Origin of the sequence: Streptomyces subrutilus (assembly GCF_001746425.1) — a bacterium.
Lineage (GTDB): Bacteria > Actinomycetota > Actinomycetes > Streptomycetales > Streptomycetaceae > Streptomyces > Streptomyces subrutilus_A.
Genome location: NZ_MEHK01000001.1, coordinates 6,498,692 through 6,517,355, shown reverse-complemented (window position 1 = coordinate 6,517,355; position 18,664 = coordinate 6,498,692). Strand labels below are relative to the sequence as shown.

Sequence of the window (18,664 nt, the reverse complement as noted above, 5' to 3'; positions counted from 1 at the left end):
GCGGGACGGATGCCCGTCGCAGTCACTCTTGCCGTCGTCGGTGCCGGGGACCGCGGAGCCGCTCGCGCGGCCTGGGCGCTGGCCCACCCGGAGCGGGCCGCGGTGGTCGCGGTGGCCGAGCCGCGGACGGTGCGGCGGGAGCGGATCGCTGCCGCGCACGGTCTGGACGCGGGGGCGGTGGTGGGCGACTGGCGGGCGCTGGCGGCCCGTGGCCGGGTGGCGGACGCGGTGCTGATCTGCACGCTGGACCGCGACCACCTGGAGCCGGTCCTGGCGTTCGCCGCACTCGGCTACCACATCATGCTCGAGAAGCCGATGGCGCTGACCGAGGAGGAGTGCCGGCGGATCGTGGCAGCCGTCGAGGAGGCCGGGGTGATCCTCTGCGTCGGGCACGTCCTGCGCTACACCCCGTACACGCGGGCGCTCAAGCGCGTCCTCGACTCCGGGCGGATCGGGGACGTCGTCAGCGTCCAGCACCTGGAGCCGGTGGGCTTCTGGCACCAGGCCCACTCCTTCGTGCGCGGCAACTGGCGCCGTGAGGACGAGGCCACCTCCATGCTGATGGCGAAGTCCTGCCACGACCTGGACTGGCTGCAGTACGTGCTCGGCCGGCCGCCCGTACGCGTCTCCAGCTTCGGCCGGCTCTCCCATTTCCGGCCCGAGCGCAAACCGTCGGGCGCCGCGGACCGGTGTCTGGACTGCGCCGTGGAGGAGGCTTGCCCCTACTCCGCCGCCCGGGACTACGGCGACCGGCTCGCCGCGGGACGGCACGGCTGGCCGCTGAGCGTGGTGGTCGACGAGTTCACCCCCCGGGCCCTGGAGACCGCGCTGCGCGAAGGCCCGTACGGGCGCTGCGTGTACGCCTGCGACAACGACGTGGTGGACCACCAGGTCGTCGCGATGGAGTTCGACTCCGGGGCCACGGCCACGTTCACCATGACCGCCTTCACCGAACACGCGGACCGCCAGACCCGGATCTTCGGCACGCGCGGCGAACTGAGGGGGAACGGCCGGCAGTTGCGGCTCTACGACTTCCTGACGCGCGGCGAGGAGGTCATCGGGCTCGGCCCCGGAGGGGCGATGGACGCCGCCGGCGGCCACGGAGGCGGCGACGCGGGCCTCATGGACGCCTTCGTCTCGGCCGTCGCCACCGGGGATCCCGGGCTGGTGGAGTCCGGGCCGCGGGAGTCCCTCACCAGCCATCTGACCGTGCTGGCCGCCGAACGTGCCCGGCGTGAAGGCACCGTGGTGGACATCAGGACGTGAGCGCCCGGTTCCAGGCGGAGTCGCGCAGCAGGCGCAGGCCGTTGAGGCCGACGATGACGGTCGATCCCTCGTGTCCCAGCACGCCCAGCGGCAGCGGCAGGTGGCCGGCCAGGTCCCAGACGACCAGGACGGAGATGAACACCCCGGCGACGACGAGGTTCTGCACCACCAGGCGGCGCGCGGCGCGGGACAGTGCGATCACGGCCGGTACGGCGGCCAGTTCGTCGCGGACGACGACGGCGTCGGCGGTTTCCAGGGCCAGGTCGGATCCGGCCCGGCCCATGGCGACGCCCGTGTGCGCGGCGGCCAGTGCGGGGGCGTCGTTGACGCCGTCGCCGACCACCAGCACCCGGCGTCCGGCCGCCTCCTGCTCCCGGACCGCGGCGACCTTGTCCTGAGGCAGCAGGCCGGCGCGGACGTCGGTGATGCCGATCTCCGCGGCGAGGCGGCCGGCGGCGCGCGGGTTGTCACCGGTCAGCAGGACCGGCGCGGTGCCGGTCAGCGCGCGCAGGGCCGTGACGGCGGCGGCCGCGCCGGGGCGCAGCCGGTCGGCGAGTCCCAGCACGCCGACGGGGACCCCGTCGCGCCGGACGAGCACGGCGGTACGGCCGCCGCTCTCCAGCGCGCCCGCGACCTCGGCGGCTAGTGCCGCGGCGGCGCAGTGCGGGGAGCCGTCCAGCAGCCGGGCCGGGGCTCCGGCCTCGATGACGTGGCCGCCCACGGTGGCCGTCACGCCCGATCCGGGGACGGAGCCGAAGTCCGTGGCGGCGGCCGGGCGCAAGCGCCGTTCGCGGGCGGCGGCGGTGATGGCGCGGGCGAGGGGGTGCTCGCTGGGGCGTTCGGCGGCTGCCGCAAGGGCCAGGAGGGCGTCCTCGGTCAGTCCGGCGCCGGGCAGCGGCCGGATGTCGGTGACGCGGGGGGTGCCTTCGGTGAGGGTGCCGGTCTTGTCGAGGGCGACGGCGTCGACCTGTCCGAGGCGTTCCATCACCACGGCGGACTTGACCAGGACGCCGTGGCGCCCGGCGTTGGCGATGGCCGACAGCAGCGGCGGCATGGTGGCCAGCACCACGGCGCAGGGCGAGGCGACGATCATGAAGGTCATGGCCCGCAGCAGGGAGCCGGTGAGGTCGGCGCCGAAGGCGAGCGGGACCAGGAAGACGGCCAGGGTGGCGGCGACCATGCCGATCGAATAGCGCTGTTCGATCTTCTCGATGAACAACTGGGTGGGCGCCTTGGTCTCGGAGGCTTCGCCGACCATCGCGACGATCCGGGCGATCACCGAGTCGGAGGCGTCGCGTTCGACCGCCACGCGCAGGGCTCCGGTCCCGTTGAGGGTGCCGGCGAACACCTCGTCGCCGGTCTCCTTCAGGGCCGGCAGCGGTTCTCCGGTGATGGTGGCCTGGTCGACCTCGCTCGCCCCTTCCAGGACCCGGCCGTCGGCCCCGATCCGCTCCCCCGGCCGGATCAGGACGATGTCGCCGATCCCGAGGTCCGCGGTGGCGACCGTCTCCTCTCGGCCGTCGCCCCTCAGCCGGGTGGCGGTGGGCGGTGCGAGGTCGAGCAGGCCGCGCACCGCGTCCTGGGTGCGGGCGGTGGCCAGAGCCTCCAGGGCCCCGGAGGTGGCGAAGATGACGATCAGCAGCGCGCCGTCCATCACCTGACCGATCGACGCCGCACCGAGCGCGGCGACGATCATCAGCAGGTCCACGTCCAGGGTCTTGTCCCGCAGCGCCCGGAGCCCGGCCCGGGCCGGCTCCCACCCGCCGGCGGCGTACGCGGCGGCGTACAGCGGGCCCCACGCCCAGGCCGGGGCGCCGGTCAGCTGGAGCGGCAGTGCGGCCAGGAAGAGCAGCAGCGCGGCCGCGGCCCAGCGGGCCTCCGCCAGGGCGAGCACCCGGGTACGGCGCCGCGGGGCCGCCGGGGCCGCGGCCGAGGGAGCTCGCCGGGGGCGCTGGAGCAGGACTGGAGGCATGACGGATCAACCCTTCGCGGGCAGGGAGACGGCTGCCTCCTCACCGTACAGGAACATCTGAAGAGGTCTTCATATAACGCCGGTAAGATGGCCGCCATGGGCCACGCAACGGACGCCGAGAACACCGCCACGACGCGCGAACGCCTGGACGCCGTGGGGACCGCGGACGTGGCGGCGACCCTCCAGGCCCTGGCCACCCCCTCGCGGCTGTACATCCTCGCCCGCCTCCAGGAGGGCCCCTGCGCGGTGGGCGACCTCGCCGAAGCGGTGGGCATGGAGCCCTCGGCCTGCTCCCACCAGCTGCGCCTGCTGCGCAACCTCGGCCTGGTCGCCGGCGAGCGGCGGGGCCGCTCCATCGTCTACTCGCTGTACGACCACCACGTCGCCGAACTCCTCGACCAGGCCCTCTTCCACGTGGAGCACCTGCGCCTGGGCCTGCACGACAGGGTGCCCACGGAAGCGCACTGAGCCCGCGGGCCGCCAGGCACACCACGCCGGGAGCGACGGCCCGGCGGCCCGCATCCCGCCGGAGACGCGGGTCGTCGCGCCGTCGCCCGGAGCCCGGTCCTACCAGGACGACTTGGTGACTCCGGGAAGGAGGCCGGCGTGCGCCTGCTCGCGCATCCGGATCCGGGAGAGCCCGAACTTCCGCAGGTGGCCGCGGGGCCGCCCGTCCACGCTGTCCCGGTTGCGCACCCGCGTCGCACTGGCGTCGCGCGGCTGCCCGCGCAACTCGACCAGTGCGGCGCGGCGTTCGGCGTCGGTCGAGGAGGGCCGGCGCAGGACCTCCTTCAGCTCCGCGCGCCGGGCGGCGTAGCGCTCGACGGTCGCCTTGCGCCTCTCGTTCCGCGCGACCTTGCTCTTCTTCGCCATCAGACCTTCCCCCCTCGGGCCCGGATCCGGGCCACCGCGGCCTCGACGCCGATCACGTCGACGGTCTTGACCGCCTTCGCACTGAGGGTGAGGCGCACGTGCCGCCCCTCGCTCGGCAGCCAGTAGCGCTTGCGCTGGATGTTGGGGTCGAAGCGGCGCGGGGTGCGCCGGTGGGAGTGGGAGATGCGGTTGCCGAAGCCCGGCTGGGCTCCGGTCAGCTGGCAGTGGGCGGACACGGTGTCACCTGGCCCTCTCTGAAGCGGACACGTTATTGGAAATGATTTCCATTCCCGTATAGTAGCGGCATGGCACGCAACGAAGTACGCCCGATCGTCAAGCTCCGCTCCACCGCGGGCACCGGCTACACCTACGTCACCCGCAAGAACCGGCGGAACGACCCGGACCGCATGGTGCTGCGCAAGTTCGACCCGGTGGTCCGCCGGCACGTCGACTTCCGCGAAGAGCGCTGAACCCGACCCCACAGCCCAGAAGGACACCGCCATGAAGCCCGGAATCCACCCCGCCTACGGCCCCGTCGTCTTCCGCGACAAGGCCGCCGACTTCGCCTTCCTCACCCGCTCCACCGCCACCAGCGAGAAGACGGTGGAGTGGGAGGACGGCAACACCTACCCCGTCATCGACGTGGAGATCTCCTCGCAGAGCCACCCCTTCTACACGGGCACCGCCCGCGTCCTGGACACCGCCGGACGCGTCGAGCGCTTCCAGCGGCGGTACGGGAGCACGGCGTGACCCTGCCCGTCGTCATCGTCGGCGGGCTGCACTCCGATGCCCGCCGCACCACCGTGGAGCGGCTGCTCGCCGCCGTCCCCGGCAGCGTCGCCCTGCACCACGACCTGTCCACGGCGCCCCAGGGCACCGTCCTGCGCACCGTGCGCGACAGCTCCGGCGTGCTCGGGTCCGGTGAGGCGCCGCTCGTCAACGACTGCGCCTGCTGCGCCCTGCGCGAGGACCTGGTCCCCGAGCTGTGGCGGCTCGCCGACGGCGGGCTGACCCGGCTCGCCGTCGTCGAGTTGTGGGATTCCGTCGAACCGCGGGCGATGGCCGAGGTCGTCGCCGCGCACGGCGGCGGGCGGCTGGACCTCACCAACGTGATCACCGCCGTCGATCCCGCCCTCGTCCTGCCGTACCTGTCCAACGGGGACGACCTCGCGGAGGCCGGGCTCGCGGCGGCGGCCTCCGACCGGCGGACGATCGGCGACACCTGGGCCCGGCAGCTCGAGTACGCGCCCGTACTGGCCCTCGCCGGCGGCGCCGACGCGGACGAGGAGGACCGGGCCCTCCTGGAGCAGCTCCACCCGACCGCCCGCCGGGTGGAGAGCGGCTCCGGCGACCTGCCGCGGCTCGCCTTCGCCGGGTTCGACACCGAGGCCGCCGCCGCGGCGCAGCACCCGGCCTGTGCGCTGCTGCCGCAGGAGGCCGACGAAGCCGGGGTCGCCACCCTCGTCTGGCACCGTCACCGGCCGTTCCACCCGGAGCGGTTGTACGAGGCGCTGGAGGACCTGGCCTGCGCGGCCGCCCGCAGCCGTGGCCGGTTCTGGCTCGCCGACCGCCCCGACACCCTGCTCGCCTGGGACGCCGCGGGCGGCGCGCTCTGCGTGGAGGACAGCGGGCCCTGGCTGGCCTCCCTCCCGGACGCCGCCTGGGAGATGGTGCCGCCGGTGCGCCGGGCGGCCGCCGCGCTGGGCTGGCACCCCGAGCACGGCGACTGCTGCCAGCACCTGGTCTTCACCTCGCCCGGGCTCGACCGCGAGGGGCTGGAGCGGCTCCTCGACTCCTGCCTGCTGACGGACGCCGAGTACACCGCGGGACGCGAGGCGTGGAAGCGCCTGCCCGCCGCCTTCGACGCCCTCCTCGCCCCCGTCGCGTAGGACGCCGGCGCCTCCCCACCACACCCGGTCGACACGACGCGGTTCCCTCTCACAGTTCAGGACTCCCCATGGCCCGACGCATCACGCCCCGCAAGTCCCTCGCCTCCCGCCCCAACCCGCTGGACGCGGCGAAGATCACCTATATCGACTACAAGGACACCGACCTGCTGCGGAAGTTCATCTCCGACCGCGGGAAGATCCGCAGCCGCCGTGTCACCCGCGTCACGGCCCGGCAGCAGCGCCGGCTCGCCGCGGCGGTCAAGAACGCCCGCGAGATGGCCCTGCTCCCCTACGCCGCCAGGTAGCCGGAGCGGGGCACCACCCGCCGGGCCCGGGGCGGAACCGGAGCGGCCGCGGGCCCGGCGGCGGCCTCGACCGTCCTGATTCGGCCGTCCGGCGTCGCGAAGCAGTCCCTCCCCCGCCGGGCCGGGCCCAAAGGGGCCGGGGCGGGTTACGGTCTTATGACCGTTTGCCGAACCGGTACGTATTCCTCGTCGGGGAGGAACAGCTGGGATGAGCAACGCACCTCTGTACCTGGAACCACGGCTGTCACCGCGGCTGACGTCCTTGCTGGACGCGGCCCCCTTCCTGCACGGGCTCGTGGACGGGCTCGGATCACCGCTGAACCTCGTGCTCCCGCAGCAGTTCGCCGAGAACGTGGCGCGATTCGGCTCCGTCCTGCGCCGCCACCGCCTCGGGGGCCGGGTCTGCTTCGCGCACAAGGCCAGCCGCTCCAGCGCCCTGGTCCGGCACCTCGCCACGACCGGCGCCGCCCTCGACTCCGCCTCGCTCGGCGAGTTGAGGCACGCACTGGGCTCGGGTTTCACCGGGGACCGCATCGTGGTGACCGGCCCCAAGGACCCCGAGACGCTCTGGCTCGCCGCGCGCAGCGGCGCCGTGGTCAACGCCGACGGCGTCGCGGAGCTGGAGGAAGCGGCCCGGATCACCGGCGCGTTCGGCCTGCCCCGCCTGCGCGTGATCCTGCGGCTGTCCGAGTTCGAGACCTCCGGCACCCGGGTGCTGTCCCGCCGCAGCCGGTTCGGCACCGCCGTGAAATCGCTCAGCGACCTGCTCGACGTACTGGAACGCCACCAGGACGCGCTGGAGCCGATCGGGGTGGGCTACCACCTCGACACCACGAGCCTGGACGAGAAGGCGACGGCGCTCGAAGGGTGCCTGCGGGCGATGGAGGAGCTGCAGATCCGCGGATTCGCGCCGCGCGTGGTCGACGTGGGCGGCGGCTTCGGCGTGAACTACCTGACCCACGCCGAGCAGTGGGACCGCTACACCACCGAGCTCACGCACGCCGTCATGGGCCGGCGCCCGCCCCTCACCTGGGGCGGCCACGGTTACGGCCTGCGCGCGGAGAACGGCACCCTGCGTGGATCCCTCGGCCTGTATCCGGCGCACCGCCCCGTCGCCGGCGCCGCCTACCTCGACGAGCTCCTGTCCCGGCCCGCCCCGGGCCTCGGCCGCCCGTTCGGCACCCTGCTCCTGGAGAGCATGTACGACCTGTACGCCGAGCCCGGCCGGGCGCTGGCGGACCAGTGCGGGCTCACGCTCGGGAGGGTGCGGGAGGTGCGGGCGGGCGGGGCCGGGGAGCACCTCGTACGGCTCGCCCTCAACGCCGGGGACGTGGGGCTGGAGGACCACGGCGTCCTGATGGACCCCGTGCTGGTCCCCCGCGACGAGCCGCCCGGACGGGTTGGCGGACCGGTGGGCGTGTACCTCATGGGCAACCTCTGCCTCGAAGCGGACCTGATCACCCGCCGGATGGTGTTCCTGCCCCGGCTGCCGCGGCCCGGCGATCTGCTCGCCTTCGCCAACACCGCGGGCTACTGCATGGACTTCACCGCGACCCGGGCCCAACAGCAGCCCGTGGCCCGCAAGGTGGCCGTCCGCCAGGAGGGGGCCGGGGAGGGGGGAGGGGCCTGGAGTTGGTGCCTCGACGAGGAGTACTGGCCGGTCACAGCCACGGGGGGACGGCGGACATGAGGTACGACAGCATCACCGAGGCCATCGGCAACACCCCGCTGGTCCGAATCGACCCGGCCGTGCACGGCCTGCGCCACATCGACCTCTACGCCAAGCTGGAGATGCTCAACCCCTTCGGCTCGCTGAAGGACCGGGCGGCCTGGCACATGGTCCGCCCCGCGCTGGACGAGGCGCGGGCCGGGGCCGCGACGGTCGTCGAGCTGTCCAGCGGGAACACCGCCAAGGCCCTGGCCCTGATCGCGGGGATGCACGGGCTGCCCTTCAAGAGCGTCACCAACAGGATGCGCCTGCCCGAGGTCAAGGACCTGCTCCTGCTGCTGGGCGCCGAGATCGAGGAGCTGCCGGGGCAGAGCGAATGCCTCGACCCGACCGACACCGAAGACCCGCTGACCCGGTTCCACCAGCGCCTCAGCCGGCCCGACAGCGCCCTCCTCCACACCGACCAGTACTTCAACCCCCTGAACGCGCAGGCGCACGCGCAGGGCACCGGACCGGAGATCGTCGCCGATCTCGACGGCCGGGCCCCGGACTGGTTCGTCGCGTGCGTGGGCACGGCCGGTTCGTCCACCGGGGTCGCCCGCGCCCTGCGCGCCCACGACCCGGCCGTGCGGGTCGTCGGACTGGTCGGGCAGAAGTCCGACTTCATCCCCGGCATCCGCACCCTCGACGAGGTGCAGCAGGTCGGCCTCTTCGACCCCGCCGCCTACGACGCGATCGAGGCGGTGAGCTCGGACGAGGCCATCGACGGGATGGTGACGCTGATCCGCCGCTGCGGACTGCTCGCCGGTCCCACCGGCGGGGCCGCGTACCTCGGGGCGGTACGCCATCTCCGGCCGCTGGACACCCCGTCGGACGGCGGGCGCAGGACGGCCGTGTTCATCGTGTGCGACCGGGCGGAGAGCTACCTCGGCTACGTGCGCCGGCGCCGTCCCGACCTGCTCGGCAGGCCTCCGGCGAAGAACTCGGTGAGCACGCTGACCGCGGCCGAGGTGCGCGCGGCGGCCGTCGTCGAGGTCGCCGAGGCCCAGAAGTGGATCGAGGACCGGCGCCCGCTGGTGGTCGACCTCCGCGGCCCGTTCGCCTACGCGGCCCTGCACATCGACGGCGCGGTCAACATCGTCGACGAGCTCTTCGAGGAACTCCTGCTCGGCGGCCTGCCCTTCGGCACCCGGCAGCCGGTGCTGCTGACCTGCCCGGTCGGCGAGAAGTCCGCCCGGTACGCGGCGCTGCTGACGCGCATGGGCCACCCGGACGTACGCAGCCTCGCCGGCGGGATCGTGGCCTGGCGGGACGCCGGCGCACCCCTGGTGCGTGACTGACGTGGCGGCCGGCCCCGCCGGGGAGATCGAGGAACTGGCCTCGTGGCAGCGCGGGCTGCGCGCCCAGTTCCCGATCATCACCGGCCACCCCCACCTGGCTTATCTGGACAGCGCGGCCACCGCGCAGAAGCCGCGGGCCGTCCTGGACGCCGTGCACGGCTACCTGACGACCTCGAACGCCAACGCGGGCCGGGGTTCGTACCCGTGGGCCAATGCGACCACCGCCCTGGTGGAGCGCGCCCGCGACCGGGTCAAGGAGTTCCTCGGCGACCCCCGGCCGGACCGGTCCTCGGTGCACTTCACCACCGGGGCCACGGACGGACTGCGCACCGTCGCCCGGGAGTGGCTGCCCGGCCTGCTGGCGGACGGCGACGAGATCGTCGTCCCGTTCGCCGACCACGAGGCGAACCTTTCGCCGTGGCTGGAGGCGCGGGAGCTGCTGGCCCGCCAGGGGGTGCGGATCGAGGTACGGGAACTGCCCTGCCAGGCGGGCTCCGGGGACTACGACCCGGCGGCCCTCGCCGCGATGGCCGGCCCGCGCACCCGCTTCGTGGCCGCCACGCACGTGCACCACGTGTACGGGGCCGACATGAACGTGCACCGCATCCGCGAGGCGGTCGGCCCCGAGGTGCCCATCTGCCTGGACGCCGCCCAGAGCATCGGCCACCTGCCGGTCTCGGTCGCCGGGCTCGACGTGGACTTCGTGGTCTTCTCCGGACACAAGGCGCTCGCGCTGCCCGGTACGGGCGCGGTGTGGGCGCGCGAGCGGCGCGGGCCGGCCTTCCGGCCCGGCGGATGGCGCGGCACCCCCAACACGGTGGGCATCGCCTCGCTGGCGGCGGCCCTGGACTGGCTGGACGCCGCCGGGACCGACCGCATCGAGCGCTGGACCGTGGCGCTGACCTCCCTGTTGACCGACGGGCTCGGGCGGCTGCCCGCGTACGAGGTGCTCGGCTGCCGTTCGAGCCTGGACTCCGCGTCCGAGGTGCAGCGGCGGCGGAGCATCGTCACCTTCCGGCACCGTGGGATAGGCGCCCAGGACCTCGGCTTCATCCTGTTCAGCCACGGCTTCATGGTGCGCTCCGACGGCCACTGCCAGGCGGGCGGCGACCGGGAGTCCTCGGTTCGGGTGAGCCTGCACGTGCACAACACGCGTGCGGAGGTGGAAGGGTTGCTCACCACCCTGGCTACTCTGCAATGATTTCCATTATGGAGATGAGTACGATGACGGCCCGTACGGCGGCGCGCTGGGTGGAGCGCTGGGAGAGCCAGCAACAGCGGTACGCCGTCGACCGCGAGGAGCGGTTCACGGTCATCACCGACGTGGTCGAACAGGTGACGGCCGGCCGGGCCGCTCCCCTGGTCCTCGACCTGGGGAGCGGCCCGGGAGCCCTGGCCGCGCGGCTGGCCGGCCGCCTCCCGGAGGCCGAGGTGCTGGCCGTGGACGCCGACCCCCTGCTCCTCGAACTCGGCAGATCCCACTACGGACCGGCCCTGCGGCACGTCGAGGCCGTGATCGGGAGCCCCGGCTGGCTGGACGCGCTCGCCCTGGACCGCCCGGTGGACGCGGTGGTCTCGGCGACGGCCCTGCACTACCTAGGGGAGTCCACGCTGCGGCAGGTCTACGGGGAGCTCGCCGAACGGCTGCGCCCCGGCGGCGTCCTCGTCAACGGCGACCACATCCGCCCCGACGCGCCGCGCATCGCCGAACTCGCCCTCCACGTGGGCGAACGCCACTCCGAGCGGTACCTGGACACCACCGAGGACTGGGAGTCCTGGTGGACGGAGGCGGCCGCCGACCCCGAGCTGGCACCACGGCTCGCCGACTGCGGGCCCGACCGGCACCCGCACTGCGAGGGCAACGCCCTGACCCTCTCCGGGCATGTCGCCCTGCTGCGCGAGGCCGGGTTCCACCAGACCGGCACGGTGTGGCAGTTCGGCCACAGCCATGTGGTGGTCGCCGTCCGCTGAGCGGCCGCGGGGCCGGGGGCGCGTCTCGTGCGGCCCCCTCCCGTGCGGGGAGGCCGGGGCCGCACCGCTGACGGCCCGGCCCGTCAAGGGCGGCGCTGTCCGGAGCGGGGGCCGTGGACGACCGCGCCCGCCCGCCGCCGGGTTTGGGCCTTGCCGGCTCGCCGGGGCGCGGTCGCGAGGGCGACGGCGATGGCGAGCGCGGCGAGGATCAGGCCCGCCGCCACGGCGAAGGTGATCCGCATGCCGGCGGCGACGGCCTCGGGTCCCGCGGTGGTCACGTCGGCCGTCGCCGACGCACCGGCGAAGACGGCGCCCATGACGGACGCCCCGGTGACGAGGCCGAGATTGCGCGACAGGTTGAGCAGGCCGGAGACGACGCCCCGCCGGTTCGCGGGGACGTCGGCCATGACGGCGGTGTTGTTGGCCGTCTGGAACACCGCGTACCCGGCCGTGACGACCACCATGGGGGCCAGGTAGCCGGTGACGCCGGAGCTCGCCGGCAGCATCGACAGGGCGCCGGCACCGGCGGCCATGGCGGCGAGCCCGGCGACGGTCGTACGGGGCCCGCCGAAGCGGTCCGCGAGCCGGCCCGCCGGTACGCCGGTCAGGGCGGCGGCCAGGGGACCGGCCGACATGACGAGTCCCACGAGCGCCTCGTGGAGCCCGAGGCCGCGTGCCAGGTGGAACGGCCCGACCACCAGCGTGGCCATCATCACCGTGGAGACGAGGACGCTCATCGCGAGGCTGCCGCCGAGCCCCGGATCGCGGAGCGCCCGCGGCCGGATCAGCGGGGACGCGACTCTCGCCTCGGCGCGTACGAAGAGGACGGCTCCACAGGCCGCGGCCGCGAGCAGGCCCGCGCCCAGTGGACCGGAACCGCCGCGCCCCAGGGTCATGGCGAGCGCGTACGCCGCGAGCGTCGACGCGAGCAGCAGCGTGCCGACATGGTCGAAGCGGGCGCCGCCGGCCGGACGCCCGGGCAGGTCGGCGGGCAGGTGGCGGTGGGCGAGCAGCAGGGTGAGGATGCCCAGCGGGAGGTTGACGAGGAAGATCGCCCGCCAGCCGAATCCGGAGATCAGTACGCCGCCCAGCGAGGGGCCGAGCGCGGTGCCGACGGCGGACATGGTGCCGAGCAGGCCCATGGCGCTGCCGGTTCTCGCCTTCGGGACGGTCCCGCCGACCAACGCCATGGTGAGGGCCATCATCACGGCCGCTCCGACGCCTTGCGCCGCGCGGGCGGCGATCAGCAGCCAGAGGCTGGGCGCGGCGCCGCACAGGACGGAGGCGACCGTGAACAGGAGGATGCCGGCCAGGAGCAGCCGGCGGCGGCCGATGAGGTCCCCGAGCCGTCCGGCGCTGACGACCAGTGTGGTGAGGGCGAGGAGATAGGCGAGGACGATCCACTGCACTTGCTGGAAGGAGGCGTCGAAGGCCTGGGCCAGCGTCGGCAGTCCGACGTTGGCGATGCTGGTGCCGAGCGAGGACAGCAGCGCGGAGAGCGAGAGGGCGGCGAGCGCCCTGCGTTCGTCGGGCGTCCGCTGGGACGCGCGGGCCTGCGGGGCGGGTTCAGGGTGTGGGCTCATGCGCGTGAGCCTGAGCGCGCGCGTATCGCCACGGCAAAGATTTTTGCCGTTTTGGAAAACCGCTGGCCGGCCGGGGCGGGAGGCCCGCGTCAGGCGACCGCCGTCCGGCCCGGGTCCGCTCCGACGAGGGGCGGTAACCGGGCGGGCGGAGGAGAATGGGAGGCCGCTCACGGAGGGTCATGTCTGCCGTTGTCCGATGGTCCGGCCGATCGCTGGCCGCAGTGCTTCTGAGCGCGGCGGTGGCGTGGGGACCACCCGTCGCCGCACCCCCCGCCCAGGCCCGGGCACCGGCCTCGGTCGTCCTCACCCCGGACACGGGCCCGCCGGGAACCCCGGTCGCCGTCAGCGGGTCCTGCGAGACGGACCCGGAGACCAACACGGCCGTGGGAAGCACCAGCAGGGTCGACCTGCACTGGGACGGCAGCCCCGTCGGGAGCGCCGACCTCACGGACGACGGCGCGTTCGAGCTCGCCTTCTCCGTACCAGACGACGCCGGGCCCGGCCCCCATCCCGTGACCGCCGACTGCCGGTACGGCGCCGTACGGTCCACCGCGACCGCAACGTTCACCGTGGCGCTCCCCGCCCCGGAGCCGGTGGTGACCCTCGCTCCGGACGAAGGAGAGGCCGGTACGGCGCAACCCGTCCTCTCGGGTTCGGGGTTCGACTGTCCGGTGGTGGAACTGCTGTGGGACGGCGCGGTGGTGGGCACCTCGGCGGTCTCTGCGGAGGCCGCGTTCCAGGCCGTGGTCGAGATCCCGGCCGGTGAGACGACGGGCGAGCACGCCCTGTTGGTGCAGTGCGCCGGGGACCCCGGCCGGTCGGCCGAGGCCGCGTTCACCGTGACGGCTCCGGAGCCCTCCCCGGAGCCGTCCCCGACCGACACCGGCCTCGTGCCCAGCCCGGGCCCGCCGACCCCCGACCCGCTGACCCCCGACCCGCTGACCCCTGACCCGCTGACCCCCGACCCGCTGACCCCTGACCCGCTGACCCCCGACCCGCCGACGCCGCTCCCGCCGCCGCCGAACCCGAACTCCGGGGGCGGCGGTGCGGCCCCCGTCGGCTGGGTGGTCGGCTCCGGGCTCCTCGGCGCGGGTCTGCTGGCTGCCGCGGGAGCCGCGTTCCTGGCCCAACGTCAGCGGGGGCCGCGCTGGGTGCGCGAGCACGTCAGCACCCGGCTGCGCCCCTCCCCCGGGACCACCCAGGTCACCGGGCCGCCCGGTCACTGCGTACGGCTGGAGCCGCGTGCGGATCCCGGAGAGCAGACCGTGCAGGAGGAAGACCGATGCCCACCGCCCCTGTCGCCCCTCCCCTGACCGTGCGGTCCTTCCTGCTGGGCGCGGACGAGGACCGGGCCGCCGCCGGGCTCGCCGCGGCGCTGCACGACCAGCACACCGGCACGGGCCTCCTCCCCGGCCCGCGCGGCCTGACCGACGCGGCGGACCGGGCCGTCGAGGCGCGGCTGGGCTCCGTCATCGCCGGGTTCCTCGACCTCGATCTCATCGCGCTGGTCGCGGGCGGCTGGGCCAAGCACACCGCCCTCAGGGACGCCGCCCGCCGGACCCGCCAGTACCCGGGCAGCGAAGAGGTGGTCGCCCTGGCCACGCACGGCATCACTTCCGCCCACCACCCCGCGGTGGACGTCCTGGTGGACGGGGCTCAGGTCGCCACGGTGGACGTGGGGCTCACCGTCGTCTTCCGGATCACCGCACTGGTCGCCGCGGTCCGCGACGCCCGCCTGATCGCCGTACGGGCCGGAGACTGCGCGGTCGAGGCGAAGCTCTCCGTCCGGCAGATCGCCGTCGCGTCGCGGGAGGGCCGCCTGGACCTGCCCGCGGAGCTGCGCCTGCGCTCCCCCGTCGAGCTGCTCCCTCCCCTGTACCGGGGGTCTACGCAGACCTACCTGCAGGCCGGTGCCCTCGGCGGGTCCCGCGGGTCCCCCGGGTCCGGATAGGGAACCGTCACGCCTGGTTCGGGTCGAAGGGGATGCCCGCCGGTTTGGCTTCCGCCAGGTGGGAGGCGAAGGAGCCGTCCTTCAGGCCGAAGTGCGCGCTGCCGAAATCGGCCTGGCTGAGCTTGTCCCGCAGGGTCGCGGGGTAGCCCGACCAGCCGACCAGTGCGGGGAACTGCCAGGCGCGGCGGTGGTTCTCGGGCGGTTCGTCGTTGGTGTTCGCCGCGCGGAAGCAGTGGGTGCCGACACCGTCCTTGTGATAGACGATCTTGGGGTGGGTACCGTCCCAGCGGATCTGGTCGCGCGTGTGGATGTCGAAGTCGCCATGGGCGGAGGTCGCGACGTACTTGGCCTCGTTGCCCTGGATCCAGACCACGACGTGCTCCCAGTCGTGGCGGTGGCCGCCGAGCTCGATGCCGGGGACGGCCTGGTCCTTCTCGAAGTACAGCGCGTACACCACGGCGCACCAGCCGTTGTTGCAGGCCCAGCGGGAGTAGCCGTTGGTGTTGGCGAGGTCCGAGGCGTCCCGGCAGTTGCCGTTGAGGGCGCCGGTGGGTTTGAGTCCGCCGTTCAGAACTCCGGTGGGACCTATGGCGGGTGTCGGGTAGCAGCCGTCGGTGTCGTAGTCGTAGGCCGGCTGGAAGGCCTGCTCGATCGCCTCGGCCTGGGCGGGCAGGGCCGGGGGCGGTGCCGCGAAAGCCGCGTGGGGTAGGCCGACGACCAGCGCGAGTGCGGCGCCGACGACCACTGACGATCTCTGGATGTGACGGTTCGTCCGCACACCGGGCCTCCTGGCCGGTCGGGTTGGGGGGGCGGGCGCACCGCAACCACCGTCGTCCGACGCGCCCGGAGCATCATTCGCGAACCGGTGCGACACGGCAAGGGTCCGGGCAGGCTGTCTTCCTCGTACGGCGAGGCGCACGGACAGCCGCTGCGGACAGGGTAATTGAGTGATCGTCAGGAAAAACGGGCCGCGAGGCGGACGTGTGAGGCGGCGCCGGTCGGCGTCCGGAGGCACCCCCAGGAGGCGAGGGGCAGGGCGGGAAGCGGCCTCGTCGGCTCCAAGCGCGCGGCGCGACGCGGCGCGGGGGTACGGGCGGGGTGTGCGCCGTGGGCCATCACAGGTCGGGGGCGCCGTCGGCCGTCACACGGCCGGGCGCGCCATGGGCCGTCACACGGTGGAGTGGGTGCCGACGAGCGTCATGCGGGCGGGTGCGCCGAACGGCGTCACACGGTCATCGTCCGAGCGCGTTCATCAGGATGATGGCCGAGAGGTTGAGGAGGATGACCGCGACGACGCCGCCGATCATGATCCAGGCCCTGCGTGATTCGTCCATGAGTACGAGCCGCCTCCCGAATCGGACGTGCCGCCCTGCGCGGGTACGGCGGGCCCGGGAAGGCCACGGCGCCCTCTGGCCATCATGGCCCGGTTCTCCGCGGAGCACAGGTCGGGCGCCGGGTCAGCGGGCGCGGCCCTCGTCGGTGAGGGTCGCCGCGGCCGCGAAGAGGCGGGCGCAGCGCCGCGTCATGGCCGCCGGCGTCTGTTCCGGGTGCTTGACCCACCAGCGGACGAGGGTGGCGACCAGGTCCCGCCACACGTACTTGAGCGCGTCGGCGTCCAGCGGGTCGGTGGATCCGGCCGCGCGCAGCAGTTCGGCGGTGCCGCCGGCGGCGAGCGCGTCGATGGCCGACCAGTAGGCGGAGGCCCGGCGCGCGGCCTCGCCGCCGGGCGGCAGGGAGGTGTCGTACAGGACGAACCACGCCTCCCGGCGCCCCTCCAGCGCGGTGAAGATGCCGTCGAGTACGCGCAGCGGCGTGTGCGGCGCGGTCCCGTCGGGGCCCATCGCCGTACGGATGGCCTCCAGCAACCGGTCGCCGACGGGGACCAGGCAGGCGATGTACAGGTCCTCCTTGGTCCCGAAGTACTGGTGCAGCAGCGTCTTGGTGACGCCGACGCGCGCGGCGATCGCGGGGAGCGAGGCGGCCGCGAAGCCGTGGGCGCCGAACTCCTCCGTGGCGGCCTCCAGCATCTGCCGCCGGCGGTGGTGCCGCGGGACACCCTTGGTGCCGGCCTTCGAAGAGGAGGTCCGCGGGGCTGGTGGGGTTGCCATGCACCGATATTATCAGTAGGTAATTTACCTCTGGGTAAATTACCTCGACCCCTGGAGTGCCCCATGGCCGCCGCCACCCCGCAACCGACCTCCCGCACCCGCTCCTGGTGGGGCTGGGGCTGGGCGGACGCCCACCCCGACGACGCGCAATGCGCCGCGATGGGCGCCCTGCTCCCCGGCACCCTCAGCCGCCCCCTCCCCGTCCCCCGCGTCCGCGACCTCGGCATCGGGCGCCCCGCCCTGGAACCCCCGGCGAGCCTCGCCGGCCTGGTCGCCTCCGACCCCGCCGACCGCGCCGCCCACGCCATGGGAAAGGCGTACCGGGACGTCGTACGGGCGCTGCGCGGGCGCCCGGGCCGCATCCCCGACCTCGTCGCCCGGCCGGCCGACGAGCAGGACGTCGCCGACCTGCTGCACTGGGCCGGTGACCGGCAGGTGGCGGTGGTCCCGTACGGCGGCGGCTCCTCGGTCACCGGGGGCGTGGAGTACCGCGGCGACGCACACCGGGCGGTGCTGTCCCTGGACCTGACGGCCATGGGCCGGGTCCTGGAGGTCGACGCAGAGGGCCGGGCCGCGCGCATCCAGGCCGGCACCCTGGGGCCGAGCCTGGAGGACCAGTTGCGGCCCCACGGCCTCACCCTGCGGCACTTCCCGCAGAGCTTCGAGTTCTCCACCCTCGGGGGCTGGCTCGCCACCCGGGCCGGCGGCCACTACGCCACCGGCCGCACGCACATCGACGACTTCGTCCAGGCCATGCGCGTGGTCACCCCGGCCGGTACGAGCGCGTCATGGCGGCTGCCCGCCTCCGGGGCGGGCCCCTCCCCCGACCGCCTGTTCCTGGGCTCCGAAGGGGCCCTCGGCGTCATCACCGAGGCCTGGGTCCGCCTGCGGGAACGCCCCCGCCACAAGTCCTCCGCCGCGGTCGCCTTCGCCGATTTCCACGCCGCGCTCCGGGCGGTGCGCGCCCTCGCGCAGTCCGACCTGTCCCCCGCCAACTGCCGTCTGCTGGATGCCGGTGAGGCGGCGCTGTCGGGCGCGGCGCGGGACGGCTGCGCCGTGCTGGTGCTGGGGTTCGAGTCCGCGGACGAGCCGGTGGCCGCCCGGCTGGAGCGGGCCGTCGGCCTGGCCCGCTCGTACGGCGGCCGGTACGAGGGGACCGACGGCTCGGGAGGGGCCGCGGCCGGGGCGCCGGACGGCGGCGCGGCCGTGAGCGCCTGGCGTTCGGCCTTCCTGCGGATGCCGTACCTGCGGGACGGCCTGGCCAGGATGGGCGCCGTCGCGGAGACCTTCGAGACGGCGGCCACCTGGGACCGGATCCCCGGCCTGATCGACGCGGTGCGCACCGAGGTCGGCGCGGCGGCACTCAAGGCGACCGGGCACCCGGCGACCGTCAACTGCCGCCTGACGCACGTCTATCCGGACGGGGCCGCGCCCTACTTCACCGTTCTGGCCGCGGGGCGCGCCGGGGACGAGGTCGCGCTCTGGGACGACCTCAAGGCCGTCGCGGGCGAGGTCCTGCACCGCCACCGGGCCACCATCACCCACCACCATGCCGTCGGCCGCGACCACCGCCCGGGCTACGACCGCCAGCGCCCGGAACCCTTCGCCCTCGCGCTGCGGGCCGCGAAGGGGGCGCTCGACCCCCGGGGCATCCTCAACCCCGGCGTTCTCGTGGACTGACTGCCTCCGGGAGGCGTGAGCGGGCGGGCCGAGCACCGCGGTCTCCGTGCCGCAGGC

19 protein-coding genes are annotated in these 18,664 nt (G+C 74.3%); 13 read left to right on the top strand and 6 right to left on the bottom strand.

The window, feature by feature from the left end; translation table 11 throughout:
• The first annotated feature begins 9 nt into the window (after positions 1-9).
• Positions 10-1,266: a Gfo/Idh/MocA family protein gene (locus BGK67_RS29720; RefSeq protein ID WP_069922966.1), complete on the top strand. Its 1,257-nt coding sequence runs from the start codon at positions 10-12 to the stop codon at positions 1,264-1,266.
• On the opposite strand, the gene BGK67_RS29715 is transcribed toward BGK67_RS29720, so the two are convergent.
• Positions 1,256-3,238, bottom strand: a complete 1,983-nt coding sequence (locus tag BGK67_RS29715) for a heavy metal translocating P-type ATPase (RefSeq protein ID WP_069922965.1) — start codon at positions 3,236-3,238, stop codon at positions 1,256-1,258. The two genes, BGK67_RS29720 and BGK67_RS29715, sit on opposite strands and share 11 nt — an antisense overlap.
• A 96-nt stretch (positions 3,239-3,334) precedes the next feature.
• On the opposite strand from BGK67_RS29715, the gene BGK67_RS29710 reads away from it, so the two are divergent.
• Positions 3,335-3,706 carry an ArsR/SmtB family transcription factor gene (locus BGK67_RS29710; protein ID WP_069924201.1) on the top strand — a complete coding sequence of 124 codons (372 nt, stop codon included), beginning with the start codon at positions 3,335-3,337 and terminating at the stop codon, positions 3,704-3,706.
• Positions 3,707-3,805: 99 nt separating this feature from the next.
• Here BGK67_RS29710 and rpsN read toward each other — a convergent pair whose 3' ends face one another.
• Positions 3,806-4,111 carry a 30S ribosomal protein S14 gene (gene rpsN / locus BGK67_RS29705; protein ID WP_069922964.1) on the bottom strand — a complete coding sequence of 102 codons (306 nt, stop codon included), beginning with the start codon at positions 4,109-4,111 and terminating at the stop codon, positions 3,806-3,808.
• The gene (gene rpmB, locus BGK67_RS29700; protein WP_069922963.1) at positions 4,111-4,347 is read right to left on the bottom strand and encodes a 50S ribosomal protein L28; all 237 of its coding nucleotides are present in this window, start codon (positions 4,345-4,347) and stop codon (positions 4,111-4,113) included. The genes rpsN and rpmB overlap by 1 nt, the downstream gene beginning before the upstream one ends.
• A gap of 69 nt (positions 4,348-4,416) precedes the next feature.
• Between rpmB and rpmG the strand changes: the two genes are divergently transcribed.
• From rpmG to BGK67_RS29660, 8 genes are all read left to right on the top strand, one after another.
• The gene (gene rpmG / locus BGK67_RS29695) at positions 4,417-4,581 is read left to right on the top strand and encodes a 50S ribosomal protein L33 (RefSeq protein WP_030162346.1); all 165 of its coding nucleotides are present in this window, start codon (positions 4,417-4,419) and stop codon (positions 4,579-4,581) included.
• 31 nt (positions 4,582-4,612) lie between these two features.
• Positions 4,613-4,861, top strand: coding sequence for a type B 50S ribosomal protein L31 (locus BGK67_RS29690; protein WP_069922962.1), 249 nt, complete (start codon positions 4,613-4,615; stop codon positions 4,859-4,861).
• Positions 4,858-6,000, top strand: coding sequence for a CobW family GTP-binding protein (locus BGK67_RS29685; protein WP_069922961.1), 1,143 nt, complete (start codon positions 4,858-4,860; stop codon positions 5,998-6,000). Before BGK67_RS29690 ends, BGK67_RS29685 begins: the two co-directional genes overlap by 4 nt.
• A gap of 68 nt (positions 6,001-6,068) precedes the next feature.
• Positions 6,069-6,305, top strand: coding sequence for a 30S ribosomal protein S18 (gene rpsR, locus BGK67_RS29680; protein ID WP_069922960.1), 237 nt, complete (start codon positions 6,069-6,071; stop codon positions 6,303-6,305).
• 208 nt (positions 6,306-6,513) lie between these two features.
• The gene (locus BGK67_RS29675; protein ID WP_069922959.1) at positions 6,514-7,995 is read left to right on the top strand and encodes a type III PLP-dependent enzyme domain-containing protein; all 1,482 of its coding nucleotides are present in this window, start codon (positions 6,514-6,516) and stop codon (positions 7,993-7,995) included.
• Positions 7,992-9,314, top strand: a complete 1,323-nt coding sequence (locus BGK67_RS29670; RefSeq protein ID WP_069922958.1) for a pyridoxal-phosphate dependent enzyme — start codon at positions 7,992-7,994, stop codon at positions 9,312-9,314. Before BGK67_RS29675 ends, BGK67_RS29670 begins: the two co-directional genes overlap by 4 nt.
• On the top strand, positions 9,307-10,515 hold the full coding sequence (locus tag BGK67_RS29665; RefSeq protein ID WP_107488885.1) for an aminotransferase class V-fold PLP-dependent enzyme: 1,209 nt from the start codon (positions 9,307-9,309) through the stop codon (positions 10,513-10,515). Before BGK67_RS29670 ends, BGK67_RS29665 begins: the two co-directional genes overlap by 8 nt.
• A 14-nt stretch (positions 10,516-10,529) precedes the next feature.
• Positions 10,530-11,285 carry a class I SAM-dependent methyltransferase gene (locus tag BGK67_RS29660; protein ID WP_432215489.1) on the top strand — a complete coding sequence of 252 codons (756 nt, stop codon included), beginning with the start codon at positions 10,530-10,532 and terminating at the stop codon, positions 11,283-11,285.
• Between the two features lie 83 nt (positions 11,286-11,368).
• Here the strand turns inward: BGK67_RS29660 and BGK67_RS29655 are convergent, their stop codons facing one another.
• On the bottom strand, positions 11,369-12,868 hold the full coding sequence (locus tag BGK67_RS29655; RefSeq protein ID WP_069922955.1) for an MFS transporter: 1,500 nt from the start codon (positions 12,866-12,868) through the stop codon (positions 11,369-11,371).
• 179 nt (positions 12,869-13,047) lie between these two features.
• On the opposite strand from BGK67_RS29655, the gene BGK67_RS39115 reads away from it, so the two are divergent.
• Positions 13,048-14,181 carry a hypothetical protein gene (locus tag BGK67_RS39115; protein ID WP_167739606.1) on the top strand — a complete coding sequence of 378 codons (1,134 nt, stop codon included), beginning with the start codon at positions 13,048-13,050 and terminating at the stop codon, positions 14,179-14,181.
• Positions 14,151-14,819, top strand: a complete 669-nt coding sequence (locus BGK67_RS29645) for a hypothetical protein (protein WP_069922953.1) — start codon at positions 14,151-14,153, stop codon at positions 14,817-14,819. The genes BGK67_RS39115 and BGK67_RS29645 overlap by 31 nt, the downstream gene beginning before the upstream one ends.
• Before the next feature lie 7 nt (positions 14,820-14,826).
• Here BGK67_RS29645 and BGK67_RS29640 read toward each other — a convergent pair whose 3' ends face one another.
• Entirely contained in the window at positions 14,827-15,597 is a 771-nt protein-coding gene (locus BGK67_RS29640) for an NPP1 family protein (RefSeq protein ID WP_069922952.1), read from the bottom strand.
• Positions 15,598-16,276: 679 nt separating this feature from the next.
• Complete coding sequence (locus BGK67_RS29635) at positions 16,277-16,927, bottom strand: TetR/AcrR family transcriptional regulator (protein WP_069922951.1); 651 nt, start codon at positions 16,925-16,927, stop codon at positions 16,277-16,279.
• A 63-nt stretch (positions 16,928-16,990) separates the two neighbouring features.
• On the opposite strand from BGK67_RS29635, the gene BGK67_RS29630 reads away from it, so the two are divergent.
• Entirely contained in the window at positions 16,991-18,607 is a 1,617-nt protein-coding gene (locus BGK67_RS29630) for an FAD-binding oxidoreductase (RefSeq protein WP_069922950.1), read from the top strand.
• The last annotated feature ends 57 nt before the right edge of the window (positions 18,608-18,664 follow it).